At 44.3% G+C, this 20,342-nt stretch carries 18 protein-coding genes; 11 read left to right on the forward strand and 7 right to left on the reverse strand.

Translation table 11 applies throughout. From position 1 onward, the window contains the following. Nucleotides 1–129 precede the first annotated feature (129 nt). Complete coding sequence (locus KZ793_RS22730; RefSeq protein ID WP_225816551.1) at nucleotides 130–555, reverse strand: GNAT family N-acetyltransferase; 426 nt, start codon at nucleotides 553–555, stop codon at nucleotides 130–132. Between the two features lie 52 nt (nucleotides 556–607). Continuing rightward, complete coding sequence (locus tag KZ793_RS17850) at nucleotides 608–877, reverse strand: type II toxin-antitoxin system TacA family antitoxin (RefSeq protein ID WP_225816552.1); 270 nt, start codon at nucleotides 875–877, stop codon at nucleotides 608–610. 309 nt (nucleotides 878–1,186) lie between these two features. Between KZ793_RS17850 and KZ793_RS17855 the strand changes: the two genes are divergently transcribed. Both KZ793_RS17855 and KZ793_RS17860 read left to right on the forward strand, forming a co-directional pair. Continuing rightward, nucleotides 1,187–2,134 carry a hypothetical protein gene (locus tag KZ793_RS17855; RefSeq protein ID WP_225816553.1) on the forward strand — a complete coding sequence of 316 codons (948 nt, stop codon included), beginning with the start codon at nucleotides 1,187–1,189 and terminating at the stop codon, nucleotides 2,132–2,134. Between the two features lie 53 nt (nucleotides 2,135–2,187). Then, entirely contained in the window at nucleotides 2,188–2,532 is a 345-nt protein-coding gene (locus KZ793_RS17860) for a hypothetical protein (RefSeq protein WP_225816554.1), read from the forward strand. Between the two features lie 149 nt (nucleotides 2,533–2,681). On the opposite strand, the gene KZ793_RS17865 is transcribed toward KZ793_RS17860, so the two are convergent. The 3 genes from KZ793_RS17865 to argE form a co-directional block, all read right to left on the reverse strand. Continuing rightward, a complete protein-coding gene (locus tag KZ793_RS17865) occupies nucleotides 2,682–3,260 on the reverse strand; it encodes a YolA family protein (protein WP_225816555.1) in 579 nt (192 codons plus the stop codon). A gap of 307 nt (nucleotides 3,261–3,567) precedes the next feature. Continuing rightward, nucleotides 3,568–6,204: a phosphoenolpyruvate carboxylase gene (ppc, locus tag KZ793_RS17870; protein WP_225816556.1), complete on the reverse strand. Its 2,637-nt coding sequence runs from the start codon at nucleotides 6,202–6,204 to the stop codon at nucleotides 3,568–3,570. Between the two features lie 282 nt (nucleotides 6,205–6,486). Then, nucleotides 6,487–7,644 carry an acetylornithine deacetylase gene (argE, locus tag KZ793_RS17875; protein WP_225816557.1) on the reverse strand — a complete coding sequence of 386 codons (1,158 nt, stop codon included), beginning with the start codon at nucleotides 7,642–7,644 and terminating at the stop codon, nucleotides 6,487–6,489. Nucleotides 7,645–7,746: 102 nt separating this feature from the next. On the opposite strand from argE, the gene argC reads away from it, so the two are divergent. The 5 genes from argC (at nucleotide 7,747) to oxyR (ending at nucleotide 13,428) form a co-directional block, all read left to right on the forward strand. Next, nucleotides 7,747–8,751: an N-acetyl-gamma-glutamyl-phosphate reductase gene (argC, locus tag KZ793_RS17880; protein WP_225816558.1), complete on the forward strand. Its 1,005-nt coding sequence runs from the start codon at nucleotides 7,747–7,749 to the stop codon at nucleotides 8,749–8,751. A 25-nt stretch (nucleotides 8,752–8,776) separates the two neighbouring features. Beyond that, complete coding sequence (gene argB, locus KZ793_RS17885) at nucleotides 8,777–9,550, forward strand: acetylglutamate kinase (RefSeq protein ID WP_118987856.1); 774 nt, start codon at nucleotides 8,777–8,779, stop codon at nucleotides 9,548–9,550. 68 nt (nucleotides 9,551–9,618) lie between these two features. Further along, on the forward strand, nucleotides 9,619–10,833 hold the full coding sequence (locus KZ793_RS17890) for an argininosuccinate synthase (RefSeq protein ID WP_225816559.1): 1,215 nt from the start codon (nucleotides 9,619–9,621) through the stop codon (nucleotides 10,831–10,833). Between the two features lie 153 nt (nucleotides 10,834–10,986). Then, complete coding sequence (gene argH, locus KZ793_RS17895) at nucleotides 10,987–12,366, forward strand: argininosuccinate lyase (RefSeq protein ID WP_225816560.1); 1,380 nt, start codon at nucleotides 10,987–10,989, stop codon at nucleotides 12,364–12,366. Between the two features lie 156 nt (nucleotides 12,367–12,522). After that, nucleotides 12,523–13,428 (forward strand): DNA-binding transcriptional regulator OxyR, encoded by a 906-nt coding sequence (gene oxyR, locus KZ793_RS17900; protein ID WP_225816561.1) that lies wholly within the window; start codon nucleotides 12,523–12,525, stop codon nucleotides 13,426–13,428. Here oxyR and sthA read toward each other — a convergent pair. After that, nucleotides 13,420–14,817, reverse strand: coding sequence for a Si-specific NAD(P)(+) transhydrogenase (gene sthA / locus KZ793_RS17905; protein WP_118987852.1), 1,398 nt, complete (start codon nucleotides 14,815–14,817; stop codon nucleotides 13,420–13,422). The genes oxyR and sthA overlap by 9 nt on opposite strands. Nucleotides 14,818–15,201: 384 nt before the next feature. Between sthA and fabR the strand changes: the two genes are divergently transcribed. Next, on the forward strand, nucleotides 15,202–15,846 hold the full coding sequence (gene fabR, locus KZ793_RS17910) for an HTH-type transcriptional repressor FabR (protein WP_049584869.1): 645 nt from the start codon (nucleotides 15,202–15,204) through the stop codon (nucleotides 15,844–15,846). Between the two features lie 23 nt (nucleotides 15,847–15,869). After that, complete coding sequence (locus tag KZ793_RS17915; protein WP_225816569.1) at nucleotides 15,870–16,241, forward strand: YijD family membrane protein; 372 nt, start codon at nucleotides 15,870–15,872, stop codon at nucleotides 16,239–16,241. Nucleotides 16,242–16,305: 64 nt separating this feature from the next. On the opposite strand, the gene trmA is transcribed toward KZ793_RS17915, so the two are convergent. Further along, nucleotides 16,306–17,406 carry a tRNA (uridine(54)-C5)-methyltransferase TrmA gene (trmA, locus tag KZ793_RS17920; RefSeq protein ID WP_255619418.1) on the reverse strand — a complete coding sequence of 367 codons (1,101 nt, stop codon included), beginning with the start codon at nucleotides 17,404–17,406 and terminating at the stop codon, nucleotides 16,306–16,308. 183 nt (nucleotides 17,407–17,589) lie between these two features. Here trmA and btuB point away from each other — a divergent pair, with 183 nt between their 5' ends. Next, the gene (gene btuB / locus KZ793_RS17925) at nucleotides 17,590–19,449 is read left to right on the forward strand and encodes a TonB-dependent vitamin B12 receptor BtuB (RefSeq protein WP_225816562.1); all 1,860 of its coding nucleotides are present in this window, start codon (nucleotides 17,590–17,592) and stop codon (nucleotides 19,447–19,449) included. Beyond that, on the forward strand, nucleotides 19,394–20,257 hold the full coding sequence (murI, locus tag KZ793_RS17930; RefSeq protein WP_225816563.1) for a glutamate racemase: 864 nt from the start codon (nucleotides 19,394–19,396) through the stop codon (nucleotides 20,255–20,257). The genes btuB and murI overlap by 56 nt, the downstream gene beginning before the upstream one ends. Nucleotides 20,258–20,342 lie beyond the last annotated feature (85 nt).

A 20,342-nucleotide genomic window follows, 5' to 3' on the forward strand; every position in this document is an offset into this window, starting at 1 on the left:
TACTTATTTACTTATTTACTTAATAGGTATGGGGTGCCGAATTATTAGCGGCTGGATAATGTAGCTCTATAAGCCTAGTTTTGAATAGGGGACTATCCGGGGGGTTGGGTAGGCCCACTCAATCACCGGTTATGTACCAAGTGGTAGATAGAGCGTCATTGGGTTATCGCGACATGGAATAAATCCGTAATGTTCGTAGAAACTTTTAGCCTTTTCTCCCTTTGCATCGACCATAAGGGCATACGCGGCGACATGCTTCTTGGCCTCAAGGCAACGTTCAACTGCGCATCCTATCAGGAGTTGCCCTAGTCCTCGTCCGTGGTAATCTGAATGTACCGCTAACCGCCCCATTCGAAAACAAGGCACCGGATAGCGTGGCAATTTGTTCTGGATACGCTCATCTAACTGGACAATATCGATCTGCGCAGCGCTTAAGCTATAGTAACCCAGTATGGTGCTAGGGGCGTAGGTATCGACTAGTACTCGCACAACGGCAATACCTTTTTTGCTTTGTTGAACGGCAAAGCGTTGAAGGTAATCGTCAAGCTCGTTCACTCCAGAGGTAAAAATCTTGCGTTGATGGTAGTTTGGATCAAGGGATTGCTCTTCAAACACGTTTCACCTTGCGCGCAGCATTTATTGCGTTTTGTAAAGCAGTATTGGGGGCGAAAGCGTCATTCAAAGCGGTTGTGAATGCCTGAAAATCCTGAGCTGTCATTGTTATGCGAGAGTCTCTATCTAATAGCTCACGTGCTTTCTCTTTAGCTGCTGTGCGCACAAATGCAGCCATTGTTGTGCCCATTAAAGCCGCGGCGCGAGAAATAACTTCCTTTTCATCTGTGTCCATCTTTAAATCAAATCGAGCGATAGCAGTCATTATCATTCCTCTTCAAGTACGGTAAATTAACGTATACGGTAGTTTGCTGCATGGAAATTGAATAAGCAAGTTTTAATATTGAGTTTGTATTCCCACATTACATTGTCATTGTTAGATTATCTCGGTTTAATAAGTAAAGTCCGTCATCAGCCTTCGTCCAGTATGAACTGTTGTGATTCATAATCTTGGATATCTATCCCCAGAAAATCCTTCTCTTCTGACACCTAAAACAGATAAAAATCGGGTCACTTTTTTACATAAGCAGGGCAGGAAAAATACTAAGATGCCCTTAATCAACCCAACCTAATTTTGGAAAGGATAATGCATATTCAGCACATTGGCGGCCATGCGCCGCTTAGCCAAACGCAAGCTCCCCAGCACACCGCAGCTTCTCCTCTACTCGAACAGGGCAACCGCTTGTTCGAACAGTCTGCCCGACGTGGTCCACTGCACTTCCAGAGTTCGGATCTCAAACATTTGATCGCTGAACTGCGCCAATTGCAGAGTACCCCTAACAGTGCACAGGCTCAACGGGTGCAGGATGCCATCCAGCACTGGGAGAACCACCACCCTAAAGAGGTGGCGGCCCGTAGCACCTGCCTTGCTGAGCTTAAACAGGCTCTGGCAGAACAAGGTGCTGTGGTGCGTACCCTCCAACCAAAGGTAATGGCGACGGGTCCCCAAGCTATGTTACGGCAGGCTATGCCAGCCTTACAGAAGATGGGAACTTACGCATGCACCGATGCTGGCACTTTCGTCGGCAAGCAGGACTCTCATTATCAACAAATTATGGAGAGATTACGGTTATTCAATGGCAGCTCGGCTCGCGTGAGTGCTAACATACAAGCCAACGGGGTGTCCAACACGATGGCTATCGCTGCTAGACAAGGCAATGTCACCTTCAAACAACTGCAATCTATCGCCACCTGTGTCGCTCAAGCCCAGGCTGGTTGCTGCACCACCTTGGCCTATTCTGCGGCAGCCGAATTGATGAAGCACAATCAAGGTGACCAGCAGCGCATTGAGGTGGTCGCTCATCGTGGTTCCAAGGGGCATAGCCAGACCCACTGCTTCGTGGTGGTCGGTCGTGCTCCCAACAGTGAGCTTAGCAAACCTGAAACCTGGGGCTCTCAAGCATATGTCATCGATCCTTGGGCTGCGACCATAGGTGGTAAACTGCAAGGTACACCGAGTAATCCTCCAATTGCCAACCTGTGGCCACCGACTGGATCTGTGTTCGACAATCATAAAGAGTAACTATGTTTAATGCCTTATTATCAGAGCTTTGCCGACGTCTCGGACAGACCGAAGTGTCTCTGCACTCGGAGGGGCTTGATCTGCCGCTCGGCCCTTTTAGCTTGCACATCCGCCAACGCGATGAGCTGGTGACCTTGTTTATCCCACTAGGTAATGTTGAACCTTGTTCGTTGGCTACATTGGCCCACTGGCCATCACTGCAATTGAGTCGCAGTGGTGAGGGCGAGACTCTGCTCTGGAGCCGTGAATGGTTGGAGAGGCTGGATGCTGAGCTGTTGGCCAACTTGGTCGAGCGGATGTTACAGCAAGCCAGGGACCTTACGGCTACGGCCCCTATCACTGAAAGCCAAGAATGGCCGCCGTTCAGTATCCAAGGGACTTCGTGGCACAAAGTTTAGCAAAAATCGCTGTAAACTCTCGCCCCCCGTGGGCGGAAAGATTAGGCGAAAAATCTAAAGGGCTTTGAGAGATTAATCAGGTGCATTATTGCAAACTTTAATCAAGGGCGGTTTCCCGCCCCTGACAGATTGAAGAGGGTTTCAGCAAGTCAAAGGATGCTGATCTGTGCTGACATGGTATTCTGAGGCCAATTAGCGGAAGTGTTCTGGTATCTGAAGATACCATTCTGGTAGCCGTCGAGGTTGTATTCCTTAAGGAAACCAACCACAATTTGGCCTCCAGCACATGGCCAAGTGTAGTGTCCGTTTGTAATGCAAACTGGTGTAGAAGAGTACAGCGAGTATGGCAGTATACCGCCGTTCATCCAAGTAAAGGAACTGTATCCGTAGCCAATTTCCAGAACGGCGGCACGGAGCTGGTACCCTCCGTGATTGCAGTTCGTCACCGGTAAGTTGGAAGTGTATTCCCATCCGCAATTCGTCGAGCCAACGGCATAGACCCACATATTGGTTAGTGGAGGTGCGGGGACGTAAGCTACCTCAGACTTAGTGTTGAGCTCCTTCTCTTCGGCCCGGATGGGGCTTTCAGGGTTAGGCAGCAACTGGGATTGCGCTGTCAGGACATTTTGATTAGTAGGGACTTTCTGCGGTTGCTCTGTTTGGGCATAGGCATTGACACCGAACAAGGAAGCAAGAGATAGCAAAATGGCAAGTTTATTTTTCTTCATGATTTAATCCTCTTAGAAATTGGAAAGTGCAATTCTAGGGAAGTGAGCAAAAATCACATTATCAAAATTTATATATTTGTGAGGATTTAAGCGACTTATGTCGTGTGATTCCTTGTTTTATTGCAGATCTCAGAGAGTAAATGATAAGTATTTTTTCTTAAATCAGGCTTCGTCTGGTGAGAAATAGCTTCTTTTTTATTGTCTATTGAGCACATCTTGTACAGGATTGTCTGGAGAAACAAGATACCAATACCGTGCTCAATAATGTCACTACCGCCGTGCGGAGATTGTCTCCTGCTGACAGCGACTAACCTGTATTTCGCATTCCTGCGGCTATGCCGGCAATGGTTACCATTAAGGCTTGTTCAACCTGTGGATCGGGATGTTGTTGCTGACGGGAACGCAGTAATAGTTCTGCCTGTAGGACGTTTAATGGATCAGTGTAAACATTACGCAGGGCGATTGATTCTGCAATCCACGGTAAATCTGCCATCAGGTGTTCATCTTTGGAAATGGCTAATACCGTCTTAATATCCGCAGAGAGTTGCTCGCGTAGTTTCTGGCCTAACGGCCATAAGTTCTTATCTACCAGACGATGATCGTAATATTCTGCCAACCACAAATCAGCTTTGGCGAAGACCATTTCCAACATACCAATCCGAGTGGTAAAAAAAGGCCAATCACGGCACATTTCTGCCAGTACATCCTGTTTCCCATCATTTACAACTTTTTGTAGTGCAGCACCTGCACCTAACCAGGCTGGCAACATTAGGCGATTCTGTGTCCAGGCGAAAATCCACGGGATAGCGCGTAAACTTTCCACACCCCCCGCCGGATGACGTTTGGCTGGACGAGAACCTAAAGGCAATTTAGCTAATTCCTGTTCTGGTGTTGCAGCGCGGAAATAAGGTACAAAATCGGGCTGTTCACGCACATAATCGCGATACATCTTACAGGAAATATCAGACAGGGTATCCATCACCTGATGCCATTCTGGTTTAGGCTCCGGTGGAGGCAATAGGTTTGCTTCCAGAATCGCACTGGTATACAAGGCTAAACTACTGATAGTGACCTGTGGCAGACCGAATTTAAAGCGGATCATTTCGCCTTGTTCGGTTACACGTAGGCCACCTTTCAGGCTTCCCGGTGGTTGGGAAAGCAGCGCTGAATGTGCCGGTGCACCGCCACGGCCAATGGTACCACCGCGACCGTGGAACAAGGTCAGCGTGACGCCCTCTTTTTCACAAACGTTGATTAAGGCATCCTGTGCTCGGTATTGCGCCCATGCCGCCGCCATCACTCCGGCATCTTTTGCTGAGTCAGAATAACCAATCATCACCATCTGTTTGTCCTGAATCAGTTCACGATACCACTTAATATTCATCAATTGCTGAATGACATTTTCGGCATTATTCAGGTCATCAAGGGTTTCGAACAATGGGGCAACGGGTAAAGTGAACGGACAACCAGCTTCTTTCAGTAGCAAGTGAACCGCTAATACATCAGAAGGCACTTTAGCCATTGAGATAACGTAAGCGGCGATAGCGTCTTGAGGTGACTCAGCAATGACTTTACAGGTTGCGAAAACTTCTTGTGTTTCAGCGCTTGGTTGCCAGTTATGTGGGATCAATGGACGTTTGGAGTGCAGTTCATGCAGTAGGAAAGCCTGTTTATCCTCTTCTGACCAACCAGCGTAGTCACCTAATTCCAAGTATTGCGTCAGTTCGGAAATGGCGGTTGTATGGCGGGTACTTTCTTGGCGCACATCAATGCGTACCAGTGATAAACCAAAACAACGGATGCGGCGCAAAATATCTAATAATTGACCATTGGCAATGATTTCCATCCCGCAGGTTTTTAGTGACTGATAACAGGCGTAAAGTGGTTGCCAAAGCTGTTCGTTATCCACCAGCAAATCAGTTGGTGGCAGAACTTGTTCTCCTTTCAGTTGTTTCTCCAAATAGGTCAATGTATTACTGAGTTGTGTCCGCAATTTTTTAGCAATTTCTCGGTAAGGTTCTAGAATTTCATCACCACCTGCTAGTTTACGAACTTCTGGTGTACATTCAGACATGGATAGTTCAGAAACCAGAACCTGAATATCTTTCAGGAATAGATCGGCTGCTTTCCAGCGGCTAAGCAGTAACACATGACGAGTCACTTCAGCCGTTACATTTGGATTACCGTCTCGGTCGCCACCCATCCAGGAAGTAAAGCGGATAGGTACCGCTTCGACCGGCAAGCTGTAATCAATTGACTCTTCCAGCTGTTCATTGAATTCACGCAGGAATGCTGGCACACCCTCCCACAAGCTGTTTTCCACCATAGCAAACCCCCATTTCGCTTCATCAATTGGGGTAGGACGGATTTTGCGGATTTCATCGGTATGCCATGACTGGGCAACTAACTGACGCAGACGGCGCATAATGTTGTTACGCTCATAATCCGCTAGATCATCGTGATCGAATTGCGATAGACAGGTGTTAACAGCTACCAGTTTGTGAATCAATGTACGACGCGCGATCTCAGTTGGGTGAGCGGTGAGGACTAATTCAATAGACAGTTCATTTACCGCTTTTTTCAGATCGTTGTTACTGAAATCTTTTTCTTTCAAGCGGGTGAATAATTTCGCTAGCGCAACGGGGTTACTGGCAGCTTCACCATGTGGGGAGATGCTGTGATATTGCTCTGCGACGTTTGTCAGGTTGAGAAATTGATTGAAAGCACGGGCAACTGGCAACAGTTCATCATTAGATAGGTTTTGCAATGTAGATAATAGTTGCTGGCGGTGTGCTTCATTACCTGCGCGGGATGATTTGGATAATTTGCGGATAGTCTCGACTTTATCGAGAATATCTTCACCTAAAGCGTCTTTGATCGTGTCTCCGAGCAGCTTACCTAGCATGCTGACATTACTACGCATTGCAGAATATTGTTGGTTCATGTGACTCTTAGCCTTTATTGCTGGCAGAATGTTGATTCTGTTTCTGTAGAAAAATTTCATTTAAGTGGCGGAAAGTTATTTTTTTGTGTCGCCACAGTGTTGCATTGACCCTAAGCCCTCATATTCATATCAGAAAATAATCAGTTTGGGCGAAATTTCTAAAATTTAATGGCAGGCCATGTTCCATAAGTATTACTTATGCTCAAAAGGTTTGGGAAAGGTGCTTTTGTTGCTTGTTATAGTGTTTGAGTCCCCCTGACTTTTGGGGGACGAGTAAAACAATTAATCATTGCTTAGACAAAAATGATCTATTAACTGAGAAATTATCTTTCTGGTGGGTTCAATAAACGACATATCAATGAACTCATCCGGTTGATGTGCCTGTTCAATAGAGCCAGCGCCAAGGACTAAAGTTGGGCATACTTCCTGAATGAATGGCGCTTCGGTACAGTAGTTGACCGTTTCAGCCTTGCGGCCTAGCAGTTTCTCAATCACGTCAACCATCTTGTGATCGGTTGGGCATTCATAACCGGGAATAGGGGCATGTAATTCATCGATAGTTAAGCGGCCAGGCCAACGTTGCTTCACCGGTTCCAGGGCCTCGTTTAACAGCCCGTTCAGATCCTGTAACGTTAGTCCCGGTAATGGGCGAATATCCATATGCAATTCACAATGTGCGCAAATCCGATTTACCGCATCACCGCCATGAATATAGCCAAAGTTCATGGTCGGGTATGGAATGGCAAACGCCGGATTGTTGTAACGTTCTTTTAGCGTATTGCGTAGTTCAATCAGGTGACCAATAGATTCGTGCATCAAGTCAATGGCGTTTATACCACGGTTTGGATCACTGGAGTGCCCGGATTTACCAACAATGCGGATAGCGTTCGATAAATGTCCTTTATGTGCACAGATAGGATGCAATGAAGTGGGTTCACCGATAATAGCGAAATCTGGGCGAATAGTGGTACTTGCGGCAAAATAGCGGGCTCCCGCCATTGTCGTTTCTTCATCTGCGGTTGCCAGAATGTACAGCGGACGGGTTATTTTACTGACATCAATGTCCCGCAACGCATCAATAATAAAGGCGAAAAAGCCTTTCATATCTGCTGTACCTAAACCGTACAGTTTGTTATCGCGCTCTGTCAGGGTGAAAGGATCTTTCGTCCAGAGACCTTCGTCAAAGGGTACGGTATCAGTGTGTCCACATAAGAGTAATCCACCTGGGCCACGCCCCAATGTCGCGAGTAGATTGTATTTTCCGAGGGCTTCGGGGACGGGTTGTATCTCAATTTCGAAACCAACTTCCTTTAACCAACTTGCCAGTAGGTTGATGAGAGACTCATTACTTTGGTCAATACTGACATCGGTGGCGCTGATAGATGGAGTCGCGATTAATTGCCGAAATAGCTCAATAAATGGAGGTAATTTAATATTCACTGTTGACAGCCTTTATTCATGATAGTATCAATATTCATGCATTTTTTTTGAATAAAAATACATTATCCCGTTTGAATACTGAGCACAAGGTAAAGATATCCTATGTTGAATACGCTGGTTGTTGGTGCAAGTGGTTACACCGGAGCAGAGCTGGCAGCATATCTGCATCGTCATCCGCATACGAATCTGATTAGACTCATGGTTTCTGCTCAGAGCGTTGATGCAGATAAATGCTTCTCAGATTTACATCCACAGTATAAAGGCATTGTTGATCTACCGCTGCAACCTCTGACTGATATTATTAATGCTGCTAAAGGGATTGATGTGGTTTTCCTTGCCACCGCCCATGAAGTTAGTCATGACATTGCGCCGCTATTTCTGGCAGAGGGTTGCACTGTATTCGATCTCTCCGGTGCCTATCGCGTACAAAATGCTCAGATTTATCAACAATACTACGGATTCAAACATAAGCATACTGAATGGTTAGCACAAGCAGTATATGGACTTGCCGAATGGCAGGCTGAAAAAATCAAACAGGCCCAATTAGTTGCTGTACCGGGATGTTACCCAACAGTTTCTCAACTCTCCCTGAAACCGCTGTTAGAAAATAGTTTGCTGGATACCGGCCATTGGCCGGTGATTAATGCGACTAGTGGTGTAAGTGGAGCAGGCCGGAAAGCCAGCATGACCAACAGTTTCTGCGAAATCAGTTTGCAACCTTATGGAATATTTACCCATCGTCATCAACCGGAGATTGAGGAACATCTGGGAACCAGGGTGATTTTTACTCCGCATCTTGGCAATTTCGCGCGGGGTATTCTTGCCACAATTACCTGTAAATTGAAGCCGGGTGTTACCGCAGAACAGATAAATGAGGTGTATCGGCAAGCATACAAAGATAAGCCATTGGTAAGGCTTTACAGCAAAGGAGTGCCAGCATTGAAATCCGTTGTTGGGTTACCGTTTTGTGATATCGGTTTTGTTGTACAGGGTGACCACCTGATTGTTGTGGGTACTGAGGATAATCTTTTGAAGGGGGCGGCAGCTCAGGCAGTTCAGTGTATGAATATACGTTTTGGGTTTGAAGAAACTCAGGCATTATTTTAATTATTGACGTGAAGGAGTAGAGCAGATGGAACCTTTAGTCATAAAGTTAGGTGGTGTGTTACTGGACAATGAAGAAGCATTGGAACGCGTGTTTACTGCATTGCAGGAATATCGGCAAACACACGAACGCCAGTTGGTGGTTGTTCATGGTGGTGGTTATCTGGTGGATGAACTGATGCAGAAGTTGCAGCTACCGATAGTGAAGGAACAAGGATTACGGGTAACACCCGCTGATCAGATTGGGATTATCACCGGCGCATTGGCTGGTATCGCCAATAAGACCTTGTTGTCGTGGGCGACTAAATATCAACTTGCATCAGTTGGATTATATTTAGGAGATGGTAATGTGGTCACGGTTTCCCAACTGAGTGAAGAGTTGGGGCATGTGGGAAAAGCGATGCCGGGCGATGCTAAGTTGCTGAAAACGTTACTGGATGCGGGTTATATGCCCATTATCAGCTCGATTGGTGTAACGGATAAAGGGGAGCTGATGAATGTGAATGCCGATCAGGCAGCAACGGCGATAGCTCAGACGCTAGGTGCTGATTTGGTATTGCTCTCTGATGTTAGTGGTATTTTGGATGGTAAAGGGCAGAAAATCCCTGACATAAATGTTGAGAAAGCAGAACAACTTATTGCTCACGGCATCATTACTGACGGCATGATTGTGAAGGTGAATGCCGCTCTAGATGCAGCTAGGACATTAGATCGTCCGGTAGATATCGCCAGTTGGCGTCATGCAGATCAACTGACTGATCTATTTAACGGTGTTCCCGTCGGTACTCGTATTCTGGCTTAAATTAAGTCTGATTAATTTTCGGCAAAGCTTTGCTGATAAATAACAACGGAATTTCAAAGGGTAACTTCATGCATACTAAAGATATTAAAAAAATCGTTCTTGCTTATTCTGGTGGTCTGGATACTTCTGCCATTATTCCTTGGCTGAAAGAGCATTATGACAACTGTGAAGTTGTTGCGTTTGTTGCAGATGTGGGGCAAAGCCGTGAAGATCTGGAGGGCGTGGAGCAGAAAGCTTTACGCTCTGGCGCATCAGAATGTCACGTTGTGGATCTGCGTGAGGAATTCATTAAAGATTATGTTTATCCGGTACTGAAAACCGGCGCTTTGTATGAAGGTAGCTATTTGTTGGGCACTTCAATGGCGCGGCCCATTATTGCTAAAGCACAGGTTGAATTGGCACTGAAAGTGGGAGCAGATGCACTTGCTCATGGTGCAACAGGTAAGGGTAACGATCAGGTTCGGTTTGAAAGCACTTATACGGCATTAGCCCCTCAGCTACAAGTAGTCGCACCGTGGAGAGAGTGGGATTTGCGTTCCCGTGAAGCGTTGCTGGATTATCTGAAAGCGCGGGATATTCCAACCACCGCAACATTGGAGAAAATTTACAGCCGTGATGAGAATGCGTGGCATATCTCTACCGAAGGTGGCGTACTGGAAAGCACTTGGAATGCATCCAATAAAGATTGTTGGGTGTGGACAGTCGATCCAGAAAAGGCACCAGATGAAGCTGAATTGGTCAGTGTCACTATTGAGAAAGGTGAGGTTGTTGGGGTTAATGGCAAGGTAATATCTCCATATCAATGCCTTGAAGCGCTGAATATTCTGGGAGCAAAACATGGTATCGGTCGTATCGATATCGTGGAAAACCGGCTGGTGGGAATGAAATCTCGTGGTTGTTATGAAACACCGGGAGGAACCATTATGATGGCTGCGTTGCGTGGTGTTGAACAACTGGTTCTGGACCGCGATAGCTTTAAATGGCGTCAGCAGCTTGGGCTAGAAATGTCTTATGTCGTTTATGACGGACGCTGGTTTGCCCCGCTACGTCAATCTATTCAGGCAGCGGCTGAGACGTTGGCTGCGGATGTCAGCGGTGAAGTCGTGCTGAAACTCTATAAAGGTCAGGTGACAGCGATCCAGAAGAGATCAACAAATAGCCTTTATTCTGAAGCGTTTGCAACGTTTGGTGAAGATGAGGTTTACGATCACAGCCATGCAGCAGGATTTATCCGTCTGTATTCTCTCCCTTCGCGTATTCGGGCATTAAATAGTAAAGAGTAATTTCATCGTTCGTAGTTATGGAGGTAATGACCAGATCGTGAATTCATTCTTTGTATTTGATTTATTGAGTCTATTATCTCCATGTTGCGAATGAAGTTGCTGTTTATGAAAGGTAATCAATCACTCAGACATCAGATAATCAGGAACGAAAATATGGCACTCTGGGGCGGGCGTTTCAGTCAGAAAGCAGATCAACGGTTCAAACAATTTAACGATTCACTTCGCTTTGATTACCGGTTGGCGGAACAGGACATTACCGGTTCAGTTGCATGGTCGAAAGCGTTGGTAACGGTTGGTGTGCTGACCGTTGAAGAACAACAAAGACTGGAGCTGGCATTAAATGAATTGCTGAATGAGGTTCAGGCTAACCCACAAGCCATCTTGCAAAGTGATGCAGAAGATATCCATAGTTGGGTAGAAGGGCAGTTGATCAGTAAAGTTGGCGATCTGGGTAAGAAGCTTCACACTGGTCGTAGCCGTAACGATCAGGTGGCAACAGATCTCAAACTTTGGTGTAAAGAATACATTTCACATCTCCATCAGGCAATTGTGGAGTTACAGCAGGCATTGGTGATCACCGCAGAGAATAATCAGGATGCGGTGATGCCGGGTTATACCCATCTGCAAAGAGCGCAGCCTATTACATTTGCTCACTGGTGCTTGGCATATGTAGAAATGTTGGTCCGTGATGAAAGTCGGTTACAGGATACTTTAAAACGGCTGAATACTAGCCCGCTTGGGTGCGGTGCATTGGCGGGAACTGCTTATGATATCGACCGCGAACAACTAGCATCATGGCTAGGTTTTGCTTCCGCGACGCGTAACAGCCTGGATAGCGTTTCAGATCGTGATCATGTATTGGAACTGCTATCTAATGCCAGCATCAGTATGATTCATCTTTCCCGTTTTGCGGAAGATCTCATTTTCTTTAATAGTGGTGAAGCAGGATTTATTGAACTGTCAGATCGAGTCACTTCCGGTTCTTCTCTGATGCCACAGAAGAAAAACCCGGATGCACTAGAGTTAATCCGTGGTAAATGTGGCCGGGTGCAGGGGGCATTGACCGGTATGATGATGACCTTAAAAGGTCTGCCGCTGGCCTATAATAAAGATATGCAGGAGGATAAAGAAGGGTTGTTTGATGCGTTGGACACTTGGCTGGATTGTTTGCATATGGCAGCGTTGGTGTTAGACGGTATTCAGGTCAGGCGTTCACGTTGTGCGGAAGCAGCTAAACAGGGTTATGCTAACGCGACTGAATTAGCTGATTATTTGGTAGCAAAAGGTGTTCCATTCCGTGAAGCTCACCATATTGTTGGGGAAATTGTGATTATGGCGCTTAATCAGGGTGAGGCGCTGGAAGTGTTGGCATTGACAGAGTTGCAGAAGTTCAGCAGTGCAATTGCTGAAGATGTATATGATATTTTGTCTCTGCAATCTTGTCTGGACAAACGCCTTGCAAAAGGTGGCGTATCGCAAAAACAGGTTATGAAAGCGATTGCAGAGGCTAAACAGAAGCTAAAATTAAGTTAGTCATCGTCAGCAGGAGGGGGATTAATCGATCCCCTGTAAAATAAATGAGATCTTTATATATAAGTTTTTAAGGATTATCTGATAGTCTTTTCCTCACATTGATATAATTATCTATTGGTATTTTCTATCATTTATATTAAATATGTTGAGGTGGGAATGAATATCCGCGATCTGGAATATCTTGTGGCACTTGCGGAGCATCGGCACTTTCGCCATGCTGCTGATTCTTGCCACGTCAGCCAGCCTACGTTAAGTGGGCAAATTCGTAAGCTTGAGGATGATCTGGGTGTCATGTTATTGGAGCGCACCAGCCGTAAAGTTTTGTTTACTCAGCAAGGGATGTTATTGGTAGAACAGGCCAGAACAGTTCTCCGTGAGGTGAGGATTTTGCAGGAAATGGCGTCACTTCAAGGGGAAAACATGTCCGGTCCTCTGCATATTGGTTTGATTCCGACAGTTGGTCCATATCTGTTACCTCATATTATCCCTGGGCTTCATAGTTTGTTTCCTAAGTTGGAAATGTATCTATATGAAGCTCAGACTCAAAGTCTGTTAGCCCAGTTGGATAGTGGCAAATTGGATTGTGCGATTCTGGCAATGGTTAAGGAGACAAGAGCTTTCATTGAAGTGCTATTGTTTGAAGAACCCATGAAACTAGCTATCTATGATGGTCATCCTTGGGCAGAGCGTAAAAAAATTGCTATGGATGAATTGGCAGGTGAAAAATTGTTGATGCTAGAAGATGGTCATTGCTTGCGTGATCAGGCAATGGGGTTCTGTTTTCAGGCTGGCGCGAAGGAAGATACCCATTTTCGTGCAACCAGTTTGGAAACCCTGCGTAATATGGTTGCTGCCGGTAGTGGAATAACCTTATTGCCTGATCTGGCAGTGCCACAAGAGAAAAAACGTGATGGCGTCTGTTATCTGGAGTGTAGCTGCCCTGAACCTAAGCGGTCTGTTATTTTGATTTATCGTCCTGGTTCACCTCTGCGTGGTCGCTATGAGCAACTGGCAGAGGCTATTAGAGTTAAAATGGGCACTTATTACGGGCAATCAAAATAGCCGGTTCAGGCCATTTAGAGCCGCGACACGATAGGCTTCAGCCATAGTTGGATAGTTGAAAGTAGTATTGACGAAATATTCGATAGTATTACTTTCACCTTTCTGTTCCATAATTGCCTGGCCGATATGAATAATTTCAGCCGCACGTTCCCCGAAACAGTGAATGCCAAGAATCTCTTTTGTTTCTCTATGGAACAGTATTTTCAGGCTTCCTACGTTCATCCCCGCGATTTGTGCGCGTGCAAGATGTTTAAATTGCGCACGCCCAACTTCATAAGGCACTTTCATTGCTGTTAATTGTTGTTCGGTTTTACCTACCGAGCTGATTTCAGGAATGGTATAGATACCCGTTGGAATATCTTCAATCAGATGAACTTCGGCGTTTCCTTTCGTCATCGCTTGGGCGGCAATTCGGCCTTGATCATAAGCAGCGGAGGCCAGGCTTGGATAACCGATAACATCTCCTACGGCGTAGATATTTTCGTTGCTGGTTTGATAGATCTTATTGACTTTCAGTAACCCGCGGCCATCGGCTTCCAGGCCAATGTTTTTCAGCCCAAGAGTATCGGTATTGCCTGTTCGGCCATTAGCATAAAGCAGACAGTCGGCTTTGACTTTTTTACCGGATTTGAGATGGACGATAACACCATCATCAACACCTTCAATTTTAGAATATTCTTCATTGTGGCGGATCACGACACCACTATTCCAAAAATGGTAGGAAAGTGCATCTGACATCTCTTGATCAAGGAAAGCCAGTAAGTGGTTACGCGTATTGATCAAATCAACTTTCACGCCTAATCCGCGGAAAATTGACGCATATTCACAACCAATTACCCCGGCACCATAAATAATCACATGCCGTGGTTCGTGATCCAGTTTCAGAATGGAATCGCTGTTATAAATACGGGAATGGGTGAAATCGACATCTGGCGGGCAATATGGGCGAGAACCCGTTGCGATAATAATCTTATCTGCACTTAAAATATCGTGGTTATCGTCAGCATAGCGCACACTCACCCGGTGGTCATCAATGAATGTTGCTTCCCCGGAAAACATACGACACCCATTACGTTCGTAAAATCCTTGACGCATTCTAGTTTGCTGATTAATTACCATTTCAGCACGGCGTAAGATTTCAGCAAATGAAGAGCGAAGAATGCGGGAATTATCACTGTATAGAGGGTTTTGGTTAAATTCAATAATACGACTGACGGCGTGGCGGAGGGCTTTGGACGGGATAGTACCCCAATGAGTACAACCACCACCGACATTATTATAGCGTTCAATAACAGCAACGCTTTTACCCTGTTTCACCAATCCCATTGCTGCTCCTTCTCCACCGGGACCAGAACCAATGACAATGGCGTCAAAATGAATATGTTGCATAGAGGAAAGACCTGTTTTCACACAAAATTACAACGCTATATTAACATCGGTTGACTTAATAACCCAATCATCATAAGGAGTTTATGTCATCGTTTAGGGTGAATTGAACATAGTTTTACCTGCTACGCTAATCTGGCACAAAACCATGAAGCTTTTGGAAAATAAATAATTACCTAACGACCAAATTAACAAAGGGGGAATGCTCCCTTAATGATTTTTTGACTATGCTTATTCACCTTTATCATCTTAATATTTAATAAGAAAATGCACTGAGAAAATGACATGGATCATTATAAATGACATGATAAGCACATCATTACGGCAAACGCGTTAAAATTTGGTATATTTCCTAACATGTAGTTCAGATAAAGAGTCAGGATTCGTGTGAGTAACGTTATCGGCATCAGAGCGAAACAGAAAGAAAAAACTCGTCGTTCACTGATTGAAGCTGCTTTCAGCCAGTTGAGTGCCGAAAGGAGTTTTACCAGCCTTAGCTTGCGTGAAGTCGCCCGCGAAGCAGGTATTGCACCCACTTCATTTTATCGTCATTTCCGCGATGTTGATGAGCTTGGGCTGACTATGGTGGATGAAAGTGGTTTGATGTTACGTCAGTTAATGAGGCAAGCCCGGCAACGTATTGCTAAAGGTGGCAGTGTCATCCGCACGTCTGTTTCAACTTTTATGGAATTTATCGGTAATAATCCAAATGCATTCCGATTATTATTACGTGAGCGTTCAGGGACCTCTGCTGAATTTCGCGCCGCTGTCGCACGGGAAATACAACATTTTATTGCTGAGCTGGCAGACTATTTAGAACAGGAAAGCTGTATGCCGAGGCATTTTACTGAAGTGCAGGCAGAAGCAATGGTAACAATAGTATTCAGTGCAGGTGCAGAAGCACTGGATATTGATTTGGAGAAAAGACAGCGTTTAGAAGAACGCTTAGTCTTGCAGCTACGGATGATTGCTAAAGGTGCATATTATTGGTATCGCAAAGAAATGAATCCACCGAACCCTAAACTTAAATAACTATGAAGGAGGAGAACGAAATGATGGAACAATATCGCCAGGACAAAAGTACATTGTTACTCGCTTTTATTGTCGGATTAGCAACGAATGGAACGTTTTCAGCAGTTTTTAGCTCAGTTGTTTCTTTTTCAGTTTTCCCATTGATAACACTGGTTTTATCAATTTATTGTCTCCATCAACGCTATTTGAATTATTCAATGCCAGATGGGATGCCTAAGCTGGTTGTTGCTTGTTTCCTCTTAGGATTATTTAGTTATAGCGCGATTATCAGAGTTGAATACCCTGAAATTGGCTCTAATTTTCTGCCCGCAGTAATGGGTACCGTTCTGGTATTTTGGATTTACAGAAAGGTAAAAATTCGTAAAAACCAGGCAATTATAGAAAATTGTCATTAATTGATGGAAAACGCCGGAGAGATAACTATCTGCCGGCGTTTCTGTTTTATATGTTCGTCAAGTATCAGTTTAATTTTTCCAGAAGCACGCCGCATTCCATATGATGAGTATAAGGAAACTGATCAAACAGAGCCAGATGGCTGATTTTATGAGTTTGGGTTAATGTTTCTAGATTATGACAAAGGGTTTCCGGGTTACAGGAAATATAAAGAATCCGTGGATATGCCTGGACCATTTCAAGCGTTTTGTCATCAAGGCCGCTACGTGGCGGATCGACAAAAATAGTTTCACATTGATAGCTTTTTAAATTGATTCCCTGAAGGCGATTAAATTCGCGTTCACCATTCACTGCTTGGGTGAATTCCTCTGCTGACATTCGGATAATTTGTACATTATCAATACCGTTGGCTGCAATGTTGTATTGAGCGGCAGCAACGGATGGCTTAGCAATTTCTGTTGCCAATACTCGTTCAAAATTTTGAGCTAATGCTAGAGAGAAATTGCCATTACCACAATAAAGCTCAAGTAAATCACCTTTTGAATCCTTGGTAATATTAATTGCCCATTCAAGCATATGAATATTGACGCTAGCATTTGGTTGGGTGAAGCTGTTTTCTACCTGGCGATAAATCATTTTTCGGCCTGCAACAGGTAAAACCTCATCAATATAATCATGATCCAATGTGATTTTGGTTTTAGCGGCTCTGCCAATTAACTCAACGTCAAACCCTTTATTTTTTAACGCCTCACGCAGTCTTAATGCCTGTTGTGTCCATTCATCACCCAATTTTTTGTGATAAAGCAGAGAAACAAGGATTTTATTACTGCAAGTGGACAGATAATCAATTTGAAATAGCTTATGACGCAAGATCTGTTCAGATCTAATGGAGTCAATTAATACTACCATCATTTTGTTGATTAACTTACTGGCGACAGGGAATTGAACAAGGCGAATACGCTGTTTCGTCTGTTGATCGAACATAATATGGTACAAATCATCCTGCTCATGCCAGATTCGAAATTCTGCTCGCATTCTGTAATGAGATAGCGGTGAGCGGAAAACCTCTGGCCCCGGGGGTTGGAAAGGCGCCATCATGTTTTTTAAACGGCTGACCTTCTCCGTTAGTTGCTGTTCATAGCTTTCCGTTGGCAGGGGATTTTGCATTATGTTTGTTCTCTTATATCTGTAGTAAGAAAAATTTTCGTGCAAAATTGTAGGGAAAGAGTAAAGGATGTCCAGTTTTCTTATTACTCATACACGATCCTGTCTATGCTTACTATTATGAATAGGTTCAACGCTTCATCGTAGCGTGTCCTTCTAACAATAAATTGTGGGATGTTTTCTCTCATGATAAATAAAAATAGGTTTTTATTATTCACTGTTTCAATCGTGGTGATTTCTAGTTGGAATCAAGCCTCTGTTGCGGTGGAGTCGCAGGATTCATTGGTTGTGACGGCGAGTCGTTTTAAACAGCCGGTATCAAGCATACTGGCTCCTTATACTGTTGTAACACGAGATGAAATTGAACGTTGGCAGTCAAATAGTGTAGCCGATATTTTGCGTCGTCTACCCGGTGTTGATGTTGCGCGGCATGGTGGCATTGGACAGTTAAGCTCTTTGTTTATACGTGGTACTCATGCTAGTCATGTATTAGTGCTGATGGATGGAATACGTTTGAATCAAGCGGGCATCAGTGGTTCCTCTGATTTAAGCCAAATACCTGTATCATTGGTTCAGAAAATTGAATATATCCGCGGACCACGTTCCGCTGTTTATGGTTCTGATGCTATTGGTGGTGTTATTAATATCATCACTACCAGAGAGAAATTAGGAACCAGCCTTAATGTAGGTATCGGCTCACATGGTTATCAAACTTATGATGGTGCAACTCAGCAAAAATTAGCTGAAAATACAGTTCTGACAGCAGCAGTTAACTATACTTATACCAAAGGATACGATGTTGTTGCTGATGGTAATACCGGTGGTTTTAGACAGCCTGATCGTGACGGCTTTATGAGCAAAATGCTTTGGTTGGGAGTCGATCAAAAATTTAATGAGCAAGTTAGTGGATTTGTTCGAGCTTATGGTTATAACAATAGAACATCTTATGATGCGGATATTAATTGGAATTATCCATATGCTAGACCGGATACCCGTGAACTTTATAGCCGCCACTATGATTCGGGGGTCAGATTTAACCGGGGGATCTACTCATCCCAATTAATTGCAAGTTATAGTCATACAAAAGACTATAACTTTGATCCTCAATATGGGCGCTATGATAAATCCGCTAGTCTTAATGATTCTGAACAATATAATCTGCAATGGGGAAATACTTTTCAGCTATATCAGGGCATGGTCAGTACAGGTGTGGATTTTCAAAAACAATCGATAGAAGCTGGAACCAGTTATATTCCGAAGAGTAAAACGGTACGTAATACAGGAATGTATCTGACAGCACAGCAACAACTAAAAGATCTCATTTTAGAAGGTGCAATTCGTTCAGATAAACATTCAGAAGCTGGTTGGAATACTACATGGCAAGCCAGTTTAGGTTGGGAGTTTATTGAAGATTATCGTTTAATCACTTCTTATGGTACGGCATTTAAGGCTCCAACGCTCAGCCAGATGTATGGTTTTGGTGGTAATCATGATTTGAAACCGGAAGAAAGTAAACAATGGGAAGGCGGTATTGAAGGCGTCACAGGCCAGCTAAATTGGCGTCTGACTGTATATCGCAATGAGATTGAGCAATTGATCGATTATACAAATAGCCGTTACTACAATATTGGCAAAGCAAAAATTAAAGGTGTTGAATGGACTGGCTTAATGGACACTGGCATATTTCAGCATCAATTGACAATACAATATATCGAACCCCGTAATAGTGAAACTAATGAAATTTTAGTTCGTCGTGCGAAGCAGCAAGTGAAATATCAACTTGACTGGCAGCTATATGATCTTGATTGGGGGTTAACTTATCAATATCTAGGGCGGCGTTATGACAACGATTTCAGTACATTCCCGGCTAAGCGTGTGAAATTAGGTGGCGTCAGCTTTTGGGATTTAACGGTTTCATATCCAGTCACTTCTTATCTGACAATTCGTGCTAGAATAGCCAACCTGCTTGATAAAGATTACGAGACAGTTTATGGCTATCGCATTCCAGGACGTGAATACTACCTCACTGGGAGCTATAACTTCTGATTTAAATAAAGCCGCACGCCCGACAGTTTTAGTGTTTGATTCTGGGGTAGGCGGCTTATCTGTTTACCAAGAGATCCGACAATTATTACCAGATCTCCACTATATATATGTTTTTGATAACGAAGCATTCCCTTATGGTGAAAAATCGGAAGAATTTATTGTTGAACGAGTCGTTCAAATTGTTGATGCCGTTCAGCAAAAACATTCTTTGGCAATAGTCGTTATTGCATGTAACACCGCAAGTACCGTCAGTTTGCCAGCTTTGCGTGAGCGGTTCCGTTTCCCGGTGGTTGGTGTGGTTCCAGCGATAAAGCCCGCCGCGAAGTTAACTCGTAATGGCATTGTTGGCCTACTGGCGACGAGAGCAACAGTTAACCGAGCCTATACAAAAGAACTTATCGAAAGATTTGCGATAGATTGCAGAATTGAAGCTATAGGTTCTGCTGAGTTGGTAGAATTAGCCGAAGCTAAACTGCATGGTGGTAAGGTATCTTCCGACGCTTTAAAAAAGATACTGAAACCTTGGCTCAGAATGAAAGAACCACCTGATACGGTGGTATTGGGTTGTACTCATTTTCCACTATTGGCAGAAGAATTAGTTCAGGTACTGCCTGATGGTACACGCTTAATTGATTCCGGTGCCGCTATTGCCCGAAGGACTGCTTGGTTGGTTAAACATCAGGAGAATCTTGTTTGTACTTCAGCAGATAGCCTTGCTTATTGTATGAAAATGGATGTTGAGACTGATGAATTAATCTCTGTTTTGCAGGAATATGGATTCTCAAAACTGGAGAAATTGATAATTTAAGTTAAATTTGGCGTAATAATCAGCAGTCGTTAGCTTTTTTTAAAATAACTATTGCCAGCGTCAAAGAACCCCCTATAATGCGCCA

This window comes from Photorhabdus antumapuensis (genome assembly GCF_020387775.1).
In the GTDB taxonomy this organism is placed as follows: Bacteria; Pseudomonadota; Gammaproteobacteria; order Enterobacterales; family Enterobacteriaceae; genus Photorhabdus; species Photorhabdus antumapuensis.

Coding starts and splice junctions, on each gene's coding strand:
- KZ793_RS17850 (WP_225816552.1), bottom strand. CDS start 877: ATGACTGCTATCGCTCGATTTGATTTAAAGATGGACACAGATGAAAAG.
- KZ793_RS17865 (WP_225816555.1), bottom strand. CDS start 3,260: ATGAAGAAAAATAAACTTGCCATTTTGCTATCTCTTGCTTCCTTGTTC.
- ppc (WP_225816556.1), bottom strand. CDS start 6,204: ATGAACCAACAATATTCTGCAATGCGTAGTAATGTCAGCATGCTAGGT.
- argC (WP_225816558.1), top strand. CDS start 7,747: ATGTTGAATACGCTGGTTGTTGGTGCAAGTGGTTACACCGGAGCAGAG.
- argB (WP_118987856.1), top strand. CDS start 8,777: ATGGAACCTTTAGTCATAAAGTTAGGTGGTGTGTTACTGGACAATGAA.
- KZ793_RS17890 (WP_225816559.1), top strand. CDS start 9,619: ATGCATACTAAAGATATTAAAAAAATCGTTCTTGCTTATTCTGGTGGT.
- argH (WP_225816560.1), top strand. CDS start 10,987: ATGGCACTCTGGGGCGGGCGTTTCAGTCAGAAAGCAGATCAACGGTTC.
- oxyR (WP_225816561.1), top strand. CDS start 12,523: ATGAATATCCGCGATCTGGAATATCTTGTGGCACTTGCGGAGCATCGG.
- sthA (WP_118987852.1), bottom strand. CDS start 14,817: ATGCAACATATTCATTTTGACGCCATTGTCATTGGTTCTGGTCCCGGT.
- KZ793_RS17915 (WP_225816569.1), top strand. CDS start 15,870: ATGGAACAATATCGCCAGGACAAAAGTACATTGTTACTCGCTTTTATT.
- trmA (WP_255619418.1), bottom strand. CDS start 17,406: ATGCAAAATCCCCTGCCAACGGAAAGCTATGAACAGCAACTAACGGAG.
- btuB (WP_225816562.1), top strand. CDS start 17,590: ATGATAAATAAAAATAGGTTTTTATTATTCACTGTTTCAATCGTGGTG.
- murI (WP_225816563.1), top strand. CDS start 19,394: ATGGCTATCGCATTCCAGGACGTGAATACTACCTCACTGGGAGCTATA.